General features: G+C 60.4%; 15 protein-coding genes. 7 read left to right on the top strand and 8 right to left on the bottom strand.

All coding sequences use genetic code 11. From position 1 onward, the window contains the following. Positions 1-17 precede the first annotated feature (17 nt). The 7 genes from ispC to rpsB form a co-directional block, all read right to left on the bottom strand. Positions 18-1,208, bottom strand: a complete 1,191-nt coding sequence (gene ispC / locus HBR94_RS17640) for a 1-deoxy-D-xylulose-5-phosphate reductoisomerase (RefSeq protein ID WP_057958695.1) — start codon at positions 1,206-1,208, stop codon at positions 18-20. Further along, the gene (locus HBR94_RS17635; protein WP_057439903.1) at positions 1,205-2,011 is read right to left on the bottom strand and encodes a phosphatidate cytidylyltransferase; all 807 of its coding nucleotides are present in this window, start codon (positions 2,009-2,011) and stop codon (positions 1,205-1,207) included. The genes ispC and HBR94_RS17635 overlap by 4 nt, the downstream gene beginning before the upstream one ends. Continuing rightward, on the bottom strand, positions 2,011-2,766 hold the full coding sequence (gene uppS / locus HBR94_RS17630) for a polyprenyl diphosphate synthase (RefSeq protein WP_057439905.1): 756 nt from the start codon (positions 2,764-2,766) through the stop codon (positions 2,011-2,013). The genes HBR94_RS17635 and uppS overlap by 1 nt, the downstream gene beginning before the upstream one ends. Positions 2,767-2,783: 17 nt before the next feature. After that, positions 2,784-3,341: a ribosome recycling factor gene (gene frr, locus HBR94_RS17625; protein ID WP_057439907.1), complete on the bottom strand. Its 558-nt coding sequence runs from the start codon at positions 3,339-3,341 to the stop codon at positions 2,784-2,786. After that, on the bottom strand, positions 3,338-4,081 hold the full coding sequence (pyrH, locus tag HBR94_RS17620) for a UMP kinase (RefSeq protein WP_003172271.1): 744 nt from the start codon (positions 4,079-4,081) through the stop codon (positions 3,338-3,340). The genes frr and pyrH overlap by 4 nt, the downstream gene beginning before the upstream one ends. A gap of 211 nt (positions 4,082-4,292) precedes the next feature. Beyond that, entirely contained in the window at positions 4,293-5,156 is an 864-nt protein-coding gene (gene tsf, locus HBR94_RS17615) for a translation elongation factor Ts (protein WP_170045322.1), read from the bottom strand. A gap of 193 nt (positions 5,157-5,349) precedes the next feature. Then, entirely contained in the window at positions 5,350-6,090 is a 741-nt protein-coding gene (rpsB, locus tag HBR94_RS17610; protein WP_029297291.1) for a 30S ribosomal protein S2, read from the bottom strand. A 386-nt stretch (positions 6,091-6,476) separates the two neighbouring features. Between rpsB and map the strand changes: the two genes are divergently transcribed. The 3 genes from map (at position 6,477) to dapC (ending at position 11,375) form a co-directional block, all read left to right on the top strand. Beyond that, positions 6,477-7,259, top strand: a complete 783-nt coding sequence (gene map / locus HBR94_RS17605; RefSeq protein WP_032858167.1) for a type I methionyl aminopeptidase — start codon at positions 6,477-6,479, stop codon at positions 7,257-7,259. Between the two features lie 67 nt (positions 7,260-7,326). After that, positions 7,327-10,029: a [protein-PII] uridylyltransferase gene (locus HBR94_RS17600; RefSeq protein WP_115127527.1), complete on the top strand. Its 2,703-nt coding sequence runs from the start codon at positions 7,327-7,329 to the stop codon at positions 10,027-10,029. A gap of 146 nt (positions 10,030-10,175) precedes the next feature. Continuing rightward, entirely contained in the window at positions 10,176-11,375 is a 1,200-nt protein-coding gene (gene dapC, locus HBR94_RS17595; protein WP_170045286.1) for a succinyldiaminopimelate transaminase, read from the top strand. Between the two features lie 80 nt (positions 11,376-11,455). On the opposite strand, the gene HBR94_RS17590 is transcribed toward dapC, so the two are convergent. Continuing rightward, entirely contained in the window at positions 11,456-13,099 is a 1,644-nt protein-coding gene (locus tag HBR94_RS17590; protein WP_170045285.1) for a Na+/H+ antiporter, read from the bottom strand. Positions 13,100-13,363: 264 nt separating this feature from the next. On the opposite strand from HBR94_RS17590, the gene HBR94_RS17585 reads away from it, so the two are divergent. From HBR94_RS17585 to HBR94_RS17570, 4 genes are all read left to right on the top strand, one after another. Next, a complete protein-coding gene (locus HBR94_RS17585; protein WP_232545463.1) occupies positions 13,364-13,672 on the top strand; it encodes an arsenate reductase in 309 nt (102 codons plus the stop codon). A 32-nt stretch (positions 13,673-13,704) separates the two neighbouring features. Beyond that, positions 13,705-14,739, top strand: a complete 1,035-nt coding sequence (gene dapD / locus HBR94_RS17580) for a 2,3,4,5-tetrahydropyridine-2,6-dicarboxylate N-succinyltransferase (RefSeq protein WP_057439915.1) — start codon at positions 13,705-13,707, stop codon at positions 14,737-14,739. 69 nt (positions 14,740-14,808) lie between these two features. After that, positions 14,809-16,014 (top strand): cysteine desulfurase, encoded by a 1,206-nt coding sequence (locus HBR94_RS17575; RefSeq protein ID WP_057439916.1) that lies wholly within the window; start codon positions 14,809-14,811, stop codon positions 16,012-16,014. Then, positions 16,011-16,424: a SufE family protein gene (locus tag HBR94_RS17570; protein ID WP_170045284.1), complete on the top strand. Its 414-nt coding sequence runs from the start codon at positions 16,011-16,013 to the stop codon at positions 16,422-16,424. The genes HBR94_RS17575 and HBR94_RS17570 overlap by 4 nt, the downstream gene beginning before the upstream one ends. The last annotated feature ends 18 nt before the right edge of the window (positions 16,425-16,442 follow it).

Genomic DNA, 16,442 nt, shown 5'->3' with positions numbered 1-16,442 from the left:
AATCCAGCGCCTGCCGACTAACCTGCGTGGCGTTTCAACCATTGCTCGGCCAAGACCCGGGCCTTGGCATCCGCCTCGAACACGGCGCCCAAATCATTCACGGCAACCACCGGCTCAAGGCTCAAAATTTCCTCGATGATACTCGCGATCTGTGGAAAGCGGATGCGCCGATCAAGAAACGCAGCAACCGCGACCTCATTCGCCGCATTGAGCATCGCCGGAGCGCTGTTGCCCGCCTCTGCCGCCTCACGTGCCAGGCGCAGGCAAGGGAAGCGCTGATCATCCGGTGCTTCGAAATCCAGGCGGGCAATAGCAAACAGGTCCAGGGGCGCCACACCCGAGTCAATCCGCTCTGGCCATGCCAGGGCATTGGCAATCGGCGTGCGCATGTCCGGGTTGCCCAACTGGGCCAGCACCGAGCCATCCACGTAGTCGACCAGGGAATGAATCACGCTTTGCGGATGAATCACCACTTCGACCTGATCGGCGCGAGCATCAAACAACCAGCAGGCTTCGATCAGTTCCAGGCCCTTGTTCATCATGCTGGCCGAATCCACCGAGATCTTGCGCCCCATCGACCAATTGGGATGAGCGCAAGCCTGATCGGGAGAGACGTGCTCCAGCTCGGCCAGCGGCGTCTGACGGAACGGGCCGCCAGAGGCTGTCAGCAGGATACGCCGTACGCCGACCTGACTCAGGCCGCGGGCAAAATCGCCCGGCATGCACTGAAAAATCGCGTTGTGTTCGCTGTCCAGCGGTAACAGTACCGCTGCGCTCTTGCGCACGGCCTGCATAAACAGCGCGCCGGACATGACCAGCGCTTCTTTATTGGCCAACAGGATCTTTTTGCCAGCATCCACCGCTGCGAGGGTTGGACGCAAACCCGCGGCGCCGACAATAGCAGCGACCACGGTATCCACTTCAGAGGCAGCGGATACCTGGCACAAACCCTCCTCACCGACCAACACCTGGGTCGACAGACCCGCAGCCCGCAGATCGTCCTGCAAACCACGGGCAGCGGTCCCATCCGGCACCACTGCGAACTGCGGCCGATGCCGCACGCACAGCGCCAACAGCTCGCTCAAGCGACTGAAGCCGGTCAGGGCAAATACCTGGTAGCGCTCAGGGTGACGGGCAATCACATCCAGCGTGCTCAATCCGACCGAGCCGGTTGCCCCCAGCACGGTTACCTGCTGCAGGCGGCTCACGAAGCGGCCATCCACAACAATACGGCAAACACCGGGATCGCCGCCGTCAGGCTGTCGATGCGGTCCAGCACACCGCCATGGCCCGGCAGCAGGTTACTGCTGTCCTTGATGCCAGCCTGGCGCTTGAACATGCTTTCGGTGAGGTCGCCGACCACCGAGATCAGTACGACCACCGCCGCGCCCATCAGGGCCAGGAGGATTTGTTTGCCCCCCCAATCACGCATAACGCCAACAACCAGGGTAATCAACAACGTCAGGGCCAGCCCGCCGTATACCCCTTCCCAGCTCTTGCCGGGGCTGACCGCCGGGGCCAGCTTGCGCTTGCCAAAGGCACGGCCGGAGAAGTACGCACCGATATCCGCGCCCCAGACCAGGACCATCACCGCCATGATCAACCAGTTGCCCAGGGCCATATGCTTGATATAGACCAGGCCCTGCCAGGCCGGCAGCAGGATCAGCAGGCCGATCACCAGCTTGCAGGCGACGCTGGACCACTTGCTGCTGGTCCGCGGGTAGGTCAATACGAGGAATGTCGCCAACGCCCACCACAGCACCGCCGCCCCGAGCACCCAGGGTGCGACATCCGGCAGGATGTACATCAGGAACAGCAACAACGCGACAACGGCGGCGTACACCACCCGCGGCAGTTGTTCGGCAAACCCTGCCAGGCGCGCCCATTCCCAGGCGCCCAGGGTCACGACCAGACCAATGAACAGCGCAAAGCCTGCGCCTTCGAGCAGGAAAAACCCGCACAGGGCGATCGGCAGCAGGATCAGTGCTGTGATGATTCGTTGTTTAAGCATTAAACCCGGGCTCCAGCTTCGATCTGCTCGCTCGTTTTACCGAAGCGACGCTGACGGGAAGCGAAATCGGCCAGCGCATTACGCATGGCATCGTGTTTGAAGTCCGGCCAGAACAGGTCGGAGAAGTACAGCTCGGTATAGGCCAACTGCCACAACAGGAAGTTGCTGATGCGGTGCTCGCCACCGGTACGGATGCACAGGTCCGGCAACGGCAGGTCGCCGGTCACCAGACAGGTTTGCAACAACTCGGGCGTGATGTCTTCCGGCCGCAGATGACCGGCCTGCACTTCACGCGCCAGGCGCTGGGCGGCCTGAGCAATGTCCCACTGCCCACCATAGTTGGCGGCGATTTGCAGGACGAAGCGGTTGCTGCCAGCAGTGATAGCCTCTGCCTCACGCATGGCCGTCTGCAGTTCCGGATGGAACCGCGAGCGATCGCCGATGATACGCAGGCTGATGTTGTTGTCGTTCAGGCGCTTGGCCTCACGACGCAAGGCCTTGAAGAACAGGTCCATCAAGGCGCTGACCTCTTCGGCCGGGCGCTGCCAGTTTTCACTGGAGAAGGCAAACAAGGTCAACACCTCGACCTTGGCCTCGGCACACACCTCGATCACGGCCCGTACCGCATCGACACCCGCTTTATGCCCGGCGACACCCGGCATAAAGCGTTTTTTCGCCCAGCGATTATTCCCATCCATGATGATCGCGACATGGCGCGGCACCACAGAGGGCACAGTCTGCTTGGTCTTTTCCATGAAGGCGTCCTGACCCCTTATACGGCCATCAGGTCCTTTTCTTTCTCTTCCGTGGCCTTGGTGATCAGGGCCTCGGATTCCTTGGTCAACTTATCGATATCGGCGATTGCACGACGTTCTTCGTCTTCGCTGATTTCTTTGTCCTTGACCAGCTTCTTCAGGTCACCCAAGGCATCGCGACGGATGTTGCGCACGGCAACACGAGCATCTTCAGCTGCGCTGCGCGCCTGCTTGGTGAAGCCCTTGCGGGTTTCTTCGGTCAGGGCCGGCATGGAGATCAGCAGCAACTCACCCAGGTTGGTCGGGTTGAGGTTCAGGCCAGCGCTCTGGATAGCCTTGTCGACGGCAGCGAGCATGTTGCGCTCGAAGGCCACGACCTGCAGGGTGCGCGAGTCTTTTACGGTCACGTTGGCCACGCCGCTCAGCGGGGTGTCGGAGCCGTAGTAAGGCACCATCACGCTGCCCAGGATGCTTGGGTGGGCCTTGCCGGTACGAATCTGGCCAAACGCGTGGTTCAGAGACTCCAGGGATTTTTGCATACGCGCTTGGGCGTCTTTCTTGATTTCATTGATCATTGTTGGCCTTCCTCGATCAGAGTCCCTTCTGCGCCGCCGTGTACGATATTCAGCAGGGCGCCGGGCTTGTTCATGTTAAATACGCGCAGCGGCATCTTATGGTCGCGGCACAGGCAGATTGCCGTCAGGTCCATCACACCCAGCTTGCGATCCAGCACTTCATCATAAGTCAGATGATCGAACTTCTCGGCATGCGGGTCTTTGAATGGATCGGCAGTGTAGACACCATCGACCTTGGTGGCCTTGAGCACTACGTCGGCATCAATTTCGATGGCACGCAGGCAGGCAGCCGAGTCGGTGGTGAAGAACGGGTTGCCGGTACCGGCGGCAAAAATCACCACCTCTTTGGCATTCAGGTGGCGCATGGCTTTGCGGCGATCATAATGATCGGTCACACCCACCATGGAAATGGCCGACATCACGATGGCCGAGATGTTGGCACGCTCCAGAGCGTCGCGCATGGCCAGGGCGTTCATCACAGTGGCCAGCATGCCCATGTGGTCGCCAGTGACCCGATCCATGCCAGCAGCACTGAGCGCGGCGCCACGGAACAGGTTGCCACCACCGATCACCAGGCCGACCTGGACGCCGATACCGACCAGTTGGCCGACTTCCAACGCCATGCGGTCAAGCACCTTGGGATCGATCCCGAACTCTTCCGAGCCCATCAGGGCCTCGCCGCTAAGCTTGAGTAGAATGCGTTTATAGCGAGCCTGATAACCACTGCCCTGCTGAGCCATTGCGAATCTCTCCTGCGGCGTATTTTTAAAAAATTCTTGGCGAGCCGTTTACGGCTTGCGTTCACTCTAGCTGGACGCTGTCACAGCGCCATCGGAACACGGCTTTGTAAGCCAGTTCCAAAGGGAAGCCAAATAAAATTGAGCATCCCATTTGAAAAGAGGCTGCGCGCGTGAGCGGGCAGCCTCTCTTGGGCGACAGTTGAAAACTGTCTTATTGCTTAGCGGCAGCCAGCTGGGCAGCAACTTCTTCAGCGAAGTTGTCGACCGGCTTCTCGATGCCGTCGCCTACTTTGAAGTAGGTGAAGGAAACGATTTCAGCACCGGCTTTCTGGGCCAGCTCGCCAACCTTGATTTCAGGGTTCTTGACGAACGCCTGCTCAACCAGGCTTGCTTCGGCCAGGAACTTGCTGATACGGCCTTTGACCATGTTCTCAACAATGTTTTCTGGCTTGCCTTTGATTTTTTCTTCGTTCAGCTGCAGGAACACAGCTTTTTCGCGCTCGATCGCTTCGGCAGAAACTTCCGAAGGCAGCAGGAACTCAGGGTTGCTGGCCGCTACGTGCATAGCGATGTCTTTGGCCAGTTCAACGTTGCCGCCCTTGAGGACAACTGCAACACCGATCTTGTTGCCGTGCAGGTAACCACCGACAACATCACCTTCAACGCGCACCAGACGACGGATGTTGACGTTTTCGCCAACCTTGCCGACCAGTACCAGACGATCAGCTTCTTGAGCGGCGATCAGCGGAGCGGCGTCAGTCAGTTTGTCGGCGAACGCTTTTTCAACGCTAGCAGCAACAAATGCCTTGAAGTCGTCCTGCAGAGCCAGGAAGTCGGTCTGCGAGTTCACTTCCAGCAGAACGGCAGATTTACCGTCTTCCTTCAGAGCGATAGCGCCTTCAGCAGCGACGTTGCCTGCTTTCTTGGCAGCCTTGATCGCGCCCGAAGCACGCATGTCATCAATGGCTTTTTCGATGTCGCCGTCAGCCTTTTCCAGGGCTTTCTTGCAATCCATCATGCCTTCGCCAGTACGCTCACGCAGTTCTTTAACCAACGCTGCAGTAATTGCTGCCATTTTCAAATTCCTCTTGGATAGGTTTTCAACCATTCCACCCGACTTGTACGGGCGTTCAATTCTTCCCGAACCACCCTTGTTAACCGCTGCACGTTACAGATGCTGTAGCTGTGCCGCTCACAAATGGTTTTCGAGGTGGCAAAAAGGGGGCCAAGCCCCCTTTTTGCTTACTGAGTCAACGCCAGGGCGTCAATTACTCAGCTGCAGCGACCGGTGCTTCTTCAGCAGCGAACTCTACGGTGCCGCCGCCAACATTGTTGCGGCCACGGATTACAGCGTCAGCCATCGAACCCATGTACAGCTGGATAGCGCGGATTGCGTCATCGTTGCCTGGGATGATGTAGTCAACGCCTTCCGGGCTGCTGTTGGTATCGACTACGCCGATAACCGGGATACCCAGCTTGTTGGCTTCGGTGATCGCGATGCGCTCGTGATCAACGTCGATAACGAACAGTGCGTCAGGCAGACCGCCCATGTCCTTGATACCACCCAGGGAACGATCGAGCTTTTCCAGGTCACGGGAGCGCATCAGCGCTTCTTTCTTGGTCAGCTTGGCGAAAGTACCGTCTTCGGCTTGCACTTCAAGGTCACGCAGACGCTTGATGGAAGCACGGATGGTTTTGAAGTTGGTCAGCATGCCGCCCAACCAGCGGTGATCGACGTACGGCGAACCGCAACGTGCTGCTTCTTCAGCAACGATCTTGCCAGCGGAACGCTTGGTGCCAACGAACAGAATCTTGTTTTTGCCCTGAGCCAGGCGCTCTACGAAAGTCAGAGCTTCGTTGAACATTGGCAGGGTTTTTTCAAGGTTGATAATGTGGATCTTGTTACGCGCGCCGAAAATGTATTTACCCATTTTCGGGTTCCAGTAACGGGTCTGGTGACCGAAGTGCACACCGGCCTTCAGCATATCGCGCATGTTGACTTGGGACATGATAGTTCCTTAATAAGTCGGGTTTGGCCTCCACGTATCCCAATGACCAACCAGCGGCTTCAAGGCCTCCGGCACCCAGGTCATCGTGTCGACACGTGTGTGGATTTAAGCTTTGCGGGGTATCCCCGGAAAGCGGCGCATTTTATACCACAGCATCGGCAAAAACGAAACCCGCAATCGCACTTGCTTGCCGCCAGCGCCACCCAAGCCATTGAATCGGGTGAAAATACCCACACCTTATAGAGAGAAGCGATAGCCAGACACTCATGGTTTACACCTTGCGTCTGTTAGAATCGCGTTTTTTGGGCTTGTGCGAACGCTGCACCTTTTTGTCGCACGCCCGTAAACCGTATTGATTTCAGCGCGTCGCGCTAGAGAGAGCCTGTATGACCGTTACCCTGAAAACCGCCGAAGACATCGCAGGTATGCGCGTTGCCGGCAAACTGGCGGCCGACGTACTGGAAATGATTGCCGAACACGTCAAGCCCGGCGTCACCACCGAAGCCCTGGACCGCATCTGCCATGACTATATTGTCGACGTGCAGAAAGCCATCCCCGCGCCGCTGAACTACAAAGGCTTCCCCAAGTCGATCTGCACCTCGATCAACCACGTGGTCTGCCACGGCATCCCTGGCGACAAGCCGCTCAAGGACGGTGACACGCTGAACATCGACGTCACCGTGATCAAGGACGGCTATCACGGCGACACCAGCCGTATGTTCCATGTCGGCAACGTGCCGGTGTGGGCCGAGCGTCTGTCCCAGGTCACCCAGGAATGCATGTACAAGGCCATTGAGCTGGTCAAGCCGGGCTGCCGCCTGGGCGACATCGGTGAAGTGATCCAGAAGCACGCGGAAAAGAACGGCTTCTCGGTAGTCCGTGAATTCTGCGGCCACGGCATCGGTAAAGTGTTCCACGAAGAGCCACAGATCCTGCACTACGGCCGTGCCGGCACCGGCATGGAACTCAAGGCAGGCATGACGTTTACCATCGAACCGATGATCAACCAGGGCAAGGCCGACACCAAGGTGCTGGGCGACGGCTGGACGGCCATCACCAAGGACCGCAAGCTCTCGGCGCAGTGGGAACACACCCTGCTGGTCACCGAGACGGGCTATGAGATCTTCACCCTGCGCGCCGACGACACGATTCCCCGCGTTTCGGCCTGATGCTTGCAGCGGGCTTTCCAGATAGCAATGTTGTGACCTACACCTAGATAGAAAGGAAAGCCGATCAATGCCCCAGGTGGATCCCGAACTCTTCGACCGTGGCCAGTTCCAGGCGGAACTGGCGCTGAAGGCCAGCCCCATAGCAGCCTTCAAGAAGGCCATCCGCCAGGCCCGCGAGGTGCTCGACGAGCGCTTTCGCAGCGGCCGGGAGATTCGCCGGCTGATCGAGGATCGTGCCTGGTTCGTCGATAACATCCTGCAAAAGGCCTGGGAGCAGTTTGATTGGAGCGAGGACGCCGATATCGCCCTGGTGGCCGTCGGCGGCTACGGCCGTGGCGAACTGCACCCCTACTCCGATATCGACCTGCTGATCCTGCTGGACAGCGCCGACCATGAGATCTTTCGTGACTCCATCGAGCGTTTTCTGACGCTGTTGTGGGATATCGGCCTGGAAGTCGGCCAAAGCGTGCGTTCGGTGGCTGAATGCGCCGAAGAGGCCCGCGCCGACCTGACCGTGGTCACCAACCTGATGGAAAGCCGCACCATCTGCGGCCCCGAGCGTCTGCGCCAGCGCATGCTGGAAGTCACCAGCACCGCGCATATGTGGCCGAGCAAGGAGTTCTTCCTGGCCAAGCGCGCCGAGCAGAAAGCCCGGCATCACAAGTACAACGACACCGAATACAACCTGGAACCCAACGTCAAGGGCTCGCCCGGCGGGCTGCGGGATATCCAGACCATTTTGTGGGTCGCCCGTCGCCAGTACGGCACCCTGAACCTGCGGGCCCTGGCCGGCGAAGGTTTTTTGGTGGAGAGCGAAAACGCCTTGCTGGCCTCGTCCCAGGAGTTCTTGTGGAAGGTGCGCTACGCCCTGCACATGCTGGCCGGACGCTCCGAAGACCGCCTGCTGTTCGACCATCAGCGCTCCATCGCCACCCTGCTGGGCTTCGAGGGCGAAGACGCGAAGACCAGCATCGAAAGCTTCATGCAGCAGTACTACCGGGTGGTCATGAGCATCGCCCAGCTCAGCGACCTGATCATCCAGCACTTCGAAGAAGTAATCCTGGCCCCCGAAGACGAAGCGCCGCCGCAACCGATCAACGCCCGCTTCCAACTGCACGATGGCTATATCGAGGCACGTAACGACAACGTGTTCAAACGCACGCCGTTTGCCATGCTGGAAATCTTCGTGCTGATGGCCCAGCAACCGGAAATCAAGGGCGTGCGCGCCGATACCATCCGCTTGCTGCGGGAAAACCGTCACCTGATCGACGACGAATTCCGCCACGACATCCGCAACACCAGCCTGTTTATCGAGCTGTTCAAGTGCAAGGTCGGCATTCACCGCAACCTGCGGCGCATGAACCGCTACGGCATCCTCGGGCGCTATCTGCCGGAGTTCGGCTTTATTGTCGGGCAGATGCAACACGACCTGTTCCATATCTATACGGTCGACGCCCACACCCTGAACCTGATCAAACACCTGCGTAAGCTGCAATACACCCAGGTGTCAGAGAAATTCCCGCTGGCCAGTAAGCTAATGGCCAAGTTGCCCAAGCCTGAACTGATCTACCTGGCCGGCCTGTATCACGATATCGGCAAGGGCCGGCATGGTGACCACTCGGAAATCGGCGCAGTGGATGCCGAAGCCTTCTGCCAGCGCCACCAGTTGCCGCAGTGGGACAGCCGCCTGATCGTCTGGCTGGTGCAGAACCACCTGGTGATGTCCACCACCGCCCAGCGCAAGGACTTGTCCGACCCGCAGGTGATCCATGACTTTGCGCAGATCGTCGGCGACGAAACCCGTCTCGACTACCTGTACGTGCTGACCGTCTCCGACATCAACGCCACCAACCCGACCTTGTGGAACTCGTGGCGCGCCAGTCTGTTGCGCCAGCTCTACACCGAGACCAAGCGCGCCTTGCGCCGTGGCCTGGAGAACCCGGTGGACCGCGAAGAGCAGATCCGCCGCACCCAGAACGCGGCCCTGGATATCCTGGTGCGCGGCGGCAACGACCCGGACGATGTCGAGCAACTCTGGTCGCAGTTGGGGGATGATTACTTCCTGCGCCACACCGCAGGCGACGTGGCGTGGCATACCGACGCGATCCTGCAGCAGCCGGCCGACGGCGGCCCATTGGTGCTGATCAAGGAAACCACCCAGCGCGAATTCGAAGGCGGCACGCAGATCTTTATCTATGCGCCGGACCAGCATGACTTCTTCGCCGTGACCGTGGCCGCAATGGACCAGTTGAACCTGAACATCCATGACGCGCGGGTCATTACCTCCAGCAGCCAGTTCACCCTCGACACCTATATCGTGCTCGACACCGAAGGCGAGTCCATCGGCGACAACCCCGAACGCGTGAAGAAGATCCGCGAGGGCCTGACCGAGGCCCTGCGCAACCCGGACGACTACCCGACCATCATCCAGCGCCGGGTACCGCGCCAGCTCAAGCACTTTGCCTTTGCGCCTGAGGTGACGATCCACAACGATGCCCAGCGCCCGGTGACGGTACTCGAGCTCAGCGCCCCCGATCGCCCTGGCCTGCTGGCGCGGATCGGCGGGATTTTCCTGGAGTTTGACCTGTCGTTGCAGAACGCCAAGATTGCCACCCTGGGCGAGCGGGTCGAAGACGTGTTTTTTATTACCGATGCCGACAACCAGCCACTGTCCGACCCTGAACTGTGCCGCCGCTTGCAGGACGCCATCGTCGCGCAATTGAGCGTGAATCAGGAGCCTGGCGCGGAGCTGTCCAGAATAACCATTTGAGTTGAATTTAATTTCCCTGTGGACGCGGACCTTGTAGGGGCTGGCTTGCCTGCGATGCGGGCGGCGCGGTGTATCTGGTACACCGAGGCGATGCCATCGCAGGCAAGCCAGCTCCCACAGGGCCGCGCTCAACGATAGAGGCCCCGATGAACAACGCCCTGAACCAACTGCAACCCTACCCGTTCGAGAAATTGCGTGCCCTGCTGGGCAGCGTCACACCAAACCCGGACAAGCGCCCGATTGCCCTGTCCATTGGTGAACCCAAGCACAAGTCCCCGGATTTTGTAGCCCAGGCCCTGGCCAACAATCTGGATCAGATGGCGGTATACCCCACTACCCTGGGGATCCCCGCGTTGCGCGAGGCCATTGCCACCTGGTGCGAACGGCGTTTCGACGTGCCCAAGGGCTGGCTGGACCCGGCGCGCAATATCCTGCCGGTCAATGGCACCCGCGAAGCGCTGTTCGCCTTCACCCAGACCGTGGTCAACCGGGGCGACGATGCCCTGGTGGTCAGCCCGAACCCGTTCTACCAGATCTACGAAGGCGCAGCGTTCCTCGCCGGCGCCAAGCCGCACTACCTGCCGTGCCTGGATGAAAACGGCTTCAACCCGGATTTCGACGCGGTCTCGGCCGATATCTGGAAACGTTGCCAGATCCTGTTCCTGTGCTCACCCGGCAACCCGACCGGCGCACTGATCCCGGTCGACACCCTGAAAAAACTGATTGCCCTGGCCGACCAGTACGACTTCGTGATCGCCGCCGACGAGTGCTACAGCGAGCTGTACTTCGACGAGCAAACCCCGCCGCCAGGCCTGCTCAGCGCCTGCGTCGAGCTGGGCCGCCAGGACTTCAAGCGCTGCGTGGTGTTCCATAGCCTGTCCAAGCGCTCCAACCTGCCGGGCCTGCGCTCGGGGTTTGTGGCCGGAGATGCGGAAATCCTCAAGGCCTTCCTGCTGTACCGCACCTACCACGGCTGCGCGATGCCGGTGCAAACCCAACTGGCAAGCATCGCCGCATGGCAGGACGAGGCTCATGTACAGGCCAATCGTAACCTGTATCGGGAAAAATTCGACGCCGTACTGGCGATTCTCAAGCCGGTACTCGACGTGCAAAACCCCGATGGGGGCTTCTACCTATGGCCGAACGTCGAGGGTGACGATGCCGCGTTCTGCCGCGATTTGTTCGCGGAAGAACATGTGACCGTGGTGCCGGGCTCGTACCTGTCGCGGGAAGTGGATGGCTTCAATCCAGGGGCCGGACGGGTGCGCCTGGCATTGGTTGCGCCATTGACCGAATGCGTTGAAGCCGCCGAACGGATGCGCAACTTCATCCAGCGTCGTCGTTGATGACAGGGGCCGCTCCCGCCCGGGAGCGGCCTGCGCGTTGAGATCGCGCAAGGGCAACAGGGGTAAGTCAGCCCACTCGGCTATTTCTGGGTCCCCAGGTTGGCCTCACTCATATCCAGGTCAGCCAGCACTTCGCGCAGCACGTCATCGCCAATCTGGTGGTGACGGCTCAGGCTATACAGCTCCAATCGCTGCGCGCGCAGGGCCTTGAGCCGTAACTTGCGCTCCAGATGATCCATCTGCAGCGCCAGCGCCTGGGCTTCGGCCGAGTCATTGAACACCTCCAGTTGATGGCGATACTCCGACATAATCCGCGCCTTGAGCTCTGCCGCCAGTGCAGCCTGGGCCGCATCCAGGGGCGCCGCGTCGGCGGCCTCCTCTGCTTCGAGGGCATGAATCGCGGCTTCGGCGGTTTTCTTCCAGGCATCACGCACTTCGCCGCGCCGCTTGTCATCCGGGCTCTTCTCGATCCCCCGCAACAACAAGGGCAAGGCGATGCAGGCGGCGACCAATGACAACAGGATTACCCCGGCGGCAATGAAGATCAGCAGGTCGCGCTCGGGAAACGCCTGGCCAGGCGCCATCAGCAACGGTACTGACATCACACCGGCCAAGGTCACCGCCCCGCGCACCCCGCCAACCGTCAACAGCCAGCAGGACCGCGCGGTGGGCACCAGTGTCAGCTCACTTTTACCGCGCAGGCGACGCAGCAGACCGGACAGACGCCAAATGCTCTGTACCCAGATAAACCGCAACACCAACAACACCAGGAAGATCGCGATCACGTCCAGGCAGCGATAGAACAAGGTCGGCCACAGCGTGGTTTCGTGGCTGGTCACCGCCTTGATGATGTCCGGCAACTGCAGGCCCAGCAGCAGGAAGATCAAACCGTTGAAGGCAAATTCCAGCAACGACCAGACACTGCGATTGAGCAAGCGTGTACTGGTCTGGCGTGGCAGCAGGTCCAGCCAGCTCTGCATCATGCCCGCCGCCACGGCCGAGAGAATCCCCGAGGCGCCCAGGCGTTCAGCCAACACATACGCCGCAAACGGCAGCAGCAACATAAACACCACATGGGTCGCCGGATCATCCCAGCCCCGGGCAATCATCCAGGCCCGCAGGCGCCCCACCAGCCAGCTCAAGGCTATGCCAATGGCCAGGCCACCGACCGCCACCAGCACAAATGTCAGGCTGGCATCGGCCAGGGAAAATACCCCAGTCAACGCGGCCACCAGGGCGAACTTGAAGGTCACCAGGCCCGACGCATCATTCATCAAGGCCTCGCCCTGAAGCATGTGCATCAAAGGCGTGGGCAAGCGGTTCTGGGAAATCGCCGACACCGCCACCGCATCCGTCGGCGACAACACTGCCGCCAGGGCGAAAGCCACCGGCAAGGGAATGCTCGGCAACAACCAGTGGATAAAGTACCCGGCGCCCACCACGGTAAACAGCACCAGCCCCACGGCCAACGTCAGGATCGGCCCACGCAGGCGCCACAGCTCACGCTTGGGCATGCGCCAGCCATCGGAGAACAGCAACGGCGGCAGGAACAGAAACAGAAACAATTCAGGGTCCAACGCCACATGCAGCCCCAGGGTCGGCCACGCCAGCAAGGCACCAGCGCCAATCTGCACCAACGGCAACGGCAAAGGGATCACACGCCCGACCAGACGCGAAACGCTGACCAGCATCAGCAGGATAAGAACGGTGTAGGCGGTTTGCATAAAGCGGGGTTCCTGGACAATCGACTTGCAATGACACACTTGAGGCAACAACGCGCCTTTGAAGTGCCATATTAGCTGCCTATGCTGTCGCCGGGCTTTTGCACATAAGTCGCACCTCGTACCGTAAGGAGTGACGAGCGGCACCGAAACTGTTTTGTCGTGGCATAATCCGTGATCGTTTGTTTTCAACAGCCCAAAGGGGGCAGTTCCTTGACCGATTCAAGCAAAACATTGCACCTTTTTGGCATCAAAGCCTGCGACACCATGAAAAAGGCCCGTACCTGGCTCGATGAAAATGCCATCAGCTATGAGTTTCATGACTACAAGACGGCCGGTATCGACCGCGAACACTTGACCCAATGGTGCAATGAGCACGGTTGGCAGGTGGTTTTGAACCGTGCAGGCACGACCTTTCGCAAACTCGAAGACGAACGCAAAGCCGATCTCGACCAGGCGAAAGCCGTTGAACTGATGCTCGCACAACCCTCGATGATCAAGCGCCCAGTGCTCGATCTCGGTGACAGAACCCTGATTGGCTTCAAGCCAGATAGTTATTCGGCGGCCCTCAAGTAGGCCAGCCACTTCATTTTTGTAGAGGTAACAGCATGTCCAATTCCCTGTTCAGCCTGGGCTTCGGCGTCGGCACCCAGAACCGCCAAGGTGCTTGGCTGGAAGTGTTTTACGCGCAGCCATTGCTCAACCCTTCGGCCGAAATCGTCGCTGCCATCGCGCCGATCCTTGGCTACACCGAAGGCAACCAGGCGATCACCTTCACCATTGCCCAAGCCTCGCAACTGGCTGATGCACTGAAAAATGTAGATGCCACCCAGGCCGCCCTGCTGACCCGCCTGGCCGAAAGCCACAAGCCGCTGGTCGCCACGTTGCTGGCCGAAGATGCCGCACTGACCTCCACCCCTGAGGCCTACCTCAAGCTGCATCTGCTCTCCCACCGCCTGGTCAAGCCCCATGGCCTGAGCCTGGCGGGTGTGTTCCCGCAACTGCCGAACGTAGCCTGGACCAGCCAGGGTGCGATCGACATCGGCGAACTGGCCGAGCGCCAACTGGAAGCGCGCCTGCGTGGCGAGCTGCTGGAAGTGTTCTCGGTGGACAAGTTCCCGAAAATGACCGACTACGTGGTCCCGGCCGGCGTGCGTATCGCCGATGCCGCACGTCTGCGCCTGGGTGCCTATGTGGGCGAAGGCACCACCGTGATGCACGAAGGCTTCATCAACTTCAATGCGGGCACCGAAGGCCCGGGCATGATTGAAGGCCGTGTATCGGCTGGCGTCTTCGTCGGCAAGGGTTCGGACCTGGGCGGCGGTTGCTCCACCATGGGCACCCTGTCGGGCGGCGGCAACATCGTGATCAAAGTGGGCGAAGGCTGCCTGATCGGCGCCAACGCCGGTATCGGTATCCCATTGGGCGACCGCAACACTGTGGAATCGGGCCTGTACGTGACTGCCGGCACTAAAGTGGCGCTGCTCGATGAGCAGAACCAACTGGTCAAGGTGGTCAAGGCCCGTGAACTGGCTGGCCAGCCGGACCTGCTGTTCCGCCGTAACTCCGAGACCGGTGCCGTGGAGTGCAAAACCCACAAGTCGGCCATCGAACTGAACGCAGCGCTGCACGCTCACAACTAAGCAGCGACTCGATGCCACCGGAACCGGCCGTGCCTTGCAGCACGGCCGGTTCATATGAGTCTTGAACCCATGCTTGTGCCCTCGCCCTGGCGCGCCGATTTCCCGGCCATCGCCACCTTGCAACGGCAAGACCAGACCTATCTGGACAACGCCGCTACCACGCAAAAACCTCAAGCCCTGCTGGACGCCCTTGGCCATTACTACGCCAATGGCGCGGCCAATGTGCACCGTGCCCAGCATTTGCCAGGCGCCCATGCGACCCAGGCGTTCGAGGACAGTCGCAGCAAAGTGGCGCAATGGCTCAACGTCGGTGACAGCGGGCAGATCATCTTTACCCACGGCGCGACGTCTGCGCTGAACCTCCTGGCCTATGGCCTGGAGCACCTTTTCAACCCGGGCGATGAGCTTGTCATCAGCGCCCTGGAACATCACGCCAACCTGCTGCCCTGGCAGCAACTGGCCAAACGCCGCGAGCTCACGCTGGTGGTGCTGCCCCTCGACGATGAGGGTTTGATCGACCTGCAAGCCGCCGCCACGATGATCGGCCCACGCACCCGCCTGCTGGCGGTGAGCCAGTTGTCCAACGTGCTGGGCGTCTGGCAGCCGTTGCCGCAGTTGCTGGCACTGGCCAAGGCCCACGACGCCTTGACCGTGGTGGATGGCGCCCAGGGCATCGTCCACGGCCGCCATGACGTGCAGGCCCTGGGCTGCGACTTCTACGTATTTTCCAGCCACAAACTTTATGGTCCGGACGGCGTCGGCGTGCTTTACGGCCGCACCGAAGCCCTGCATCGGCTGCGCCACTGGCAGTTTGGCGGCGAGATGGTGCAGCAGGCGGACTACCACAGCGCCAGCTTCCGTCCGGCGCCCCTGGGGTTCGAGGCGGGTACGCCACCAATTGCCGGGGTGATTGGCCTGGGGGCGACCCTGGATTACCTCAATTCCCTGGATCAACAGGCGGTGATCGCCCACGAAGCGGCACTGCACGACTACCTCTTGCGCGGCCTACAGGCACGCAAGGGCGTCCATCTGCTGGGCTCGCCGCAAGTCGCCCTGGCCAGCTTTGTGGTAGAGGGCGTGCATAACGCCGACCTCGCCCACCTGCTGACCGAGCAGGGCATCGCGGTACGCGCCGGTCATCACTGTGCGATGCCTTTGCTCAAGAGCCTGCATCTGTCGGGGGCGATCCGGGTTTCCCTGGCGTTGTACAACGACTCCGATGATCTGGAGCGTTTCTTTGAAGCGCTGGATCAGGCCCTGGACATGCTGCGATGAGCCTGCCCGCAGATGCACGTGTCGCGTTGCAGGCCTTTCAGGCCGTCGGCAGCTGGGAGCAACGCGCGCGCTTGTTGATGCAATGGGGCGAGCGGCTGCCGGCGTTGGCGGCTGAGGACAAGGTCGACGCCAACCTGGTGCAGGGCTGTGAAAGCCTGGTGTGGCTGGTGGGATGCTTGCGCGACGGCCATTGGCAGTTTGCCGCCAGCAGTGATGCACGCTTGATTCGCGGGTTGGTGGCGTTGCTGCTGGCGCGGGTCAATGGTCTGTCGGCGGAGGATTTACAGGCGGTCGACCTGCCCGACTGGTTCAACCAGCTGGGGCTTTCCCGCCAATTGTCGCCGTCGCGCAGTAATGGCCTGAATGCGGTCCTGCAGCGCATGCGCCAATTGAGCCAAACACAAAACTGAATGTGGGAGCTGGCTTGC

The organism is Pseudomonas sp. WS 5412 (genome assembly GCF_012985615.1).
Classification (GTDB): domain Bacteria; phylum Pseudomonadota; class Gammaproteobacteria; order Pseudomonadales; family Pseudomonadaceae; genus Aquipseudomonas; species Aquipseudomonas shahriarae.
The sequence above is the reverse complement of the archived record's forward strand: the minus strand, read 5'-3'. Positions and strand labels throughout refer to the sequence as shown.